General features: G+C 70.2%; 2 protein-coding genes. Both read right to left on the minus strand.

Annotated features, from left to right (window positions below; genetic code table 11):
- Positions 1-116: 116 nt before the first annotated feature.
- A complete protein-coding gene (locus tag P3T29_RS32570; RefSeq protein WP_280720289.1) occupies positions 117-953 on the minus strand; it encodes a transposase family protein in 837 nt (278 codons plus the stop codon).
- Between the two features lie 60 nt (positions 954-1,013).
- Positions 1,014-1,528 (minus strand): hypothetical protein (locus P3T29_RS32575; protein ID WP_348532888.1); only part of this gene is annotated, 515 nt, incomplete at its 5' end.

Below are 1,528 nucleotides of genomic sequence, written 5' to 3' on the forward strand. Positions count from 1 at the left end.
TGAAGCTTCGCCATCCTCGAACGTGCTGGTCAGAGGGGCTGGCGTGACGGTTCTCCGGGGTGCTCGTGCTGATCGTGGGCAGGAGTCTGCGGTCTTGATCGTCCGTCGGCCGTCTGTCAGCGGTTGACTTCGAGATCGGTCAGGACGAGTAGGGCGCGTAGGAGGGTGGTGGCGCGGCCGGGGTCGGTGCGGAGCTTGGTCAAGATCCGCCACGCCTTCAGGTTCGCGAAGCCGTGTTCGACGGGGGCGCGTCCGGCGGCCAGGACCCGGTTGGCCTGCTTCTGGCCGGGGGTGAGCTTGCGGGCGCGGGTGGCCTTGTAGCCGGTGACGATGACCAGGTCATCTGGGTTGTCGGGCTTGTCCACGCCGACGAAGCCGAGGTCGGCCAGGGCGCCGAGCCCGGCCGCCTTCAGGTGCTCGACGATCTTGTCGCGGCGGGCGGCGGTGGCGTCGTGAGTGCGACCCGGCCGGGCCGCCGAGATCCAGATCAGCTTGCCCCTCTCGTCGGTCAGAGCGAGGAAGTGCAGGCCATGGCGGTGGTGCTTGCCGGAATAGTTCGGGCGGTTCGCCGCTCCGGTGCGGCGCTGGGTGGGGATCAGAGTGCCGTCGATCAGCACAACTTCTCCGCCTCGCCTGGCTATCTGGCGAAGCGCCCGGTCCAGGCGCGGAGCCTTCGCGGCGAGCAGGTCGATCATCTCGTCGCGCCAGCGCCGCAGGGTGGACTCCGGCACGCCGTTGCCCCCGGCCAGGTCGAGCAGGCGCTGGTCGTGCCGCAGCATGGCCAGCACGAGCACCGCGATCCGGCCCGGCGGCAGCGACCGCCACGGGGAACGTATCGCCTTCAGACGTGATCGCAGCAGGTCAGCGAGGTAGACCAGGGTGCTCGTGGACAGGTTCAGCTTGCACTGGTAGACAAGGGAGACGCCCTCGGCGGGCGCGTTGTTATTCGTCACACAATTTCAACGACCGCCGGGGGCACCCGAGTTACGGTCCAATCCGCGCAGCCGACCTGGTCACAGGCGTGCGGTGAAGCGACCGTCGGGCAGCTTGCGCAGCCAGCCCCGCCCGGCGAGCTTGGACAGCTTCCCGCGCAGCGGCTCCAGCTTGCCCCGCACCGCGACCTGAAGCCCCAGCACCTCGCCGACCTGCTTGGTCGCAACCGGCCCGCCCGCGTCGCGCACGATGGCGAGGAGGCGCTGGTAGTCCGGCGGCAGCGCGTCCTGGGCCACTCCGGGCCCACGGTGCGGGACCAGCAGCACCGCTCGGCCTGCGACCTGCACCGCCGGCGGCTCGGCCGCTGGCGATTCCGAGGCGAGCTGTTCGGCCATTCGCTGCCAGACCCGTTCCGCGACGGCGAGTTCGTCGCGCTCAGCCCGCGCCTGGTCTAGCTGCTTGACCAGCTGGTCTTCCAGTTCGTCCAGCTCCGCGCGCCGCGCGGCGATCCGTTCCGCGATCTCGGACTCCACCATGAACCGGATCGTAGGCGGCGACGAGCCCGCGACGCCGAGGAACCGGAGAAACCGACCCG

Origin of the sequence: Kitasatospora sp. MAP5-34, from assembly GCF_029894335.1 — a bacterium.
Taxonomy (GTDB): Bacteria; Actinomycetota; Actinomycetes; order Streptomycetales; family Streptomycetaceae; genus Kitasatospora.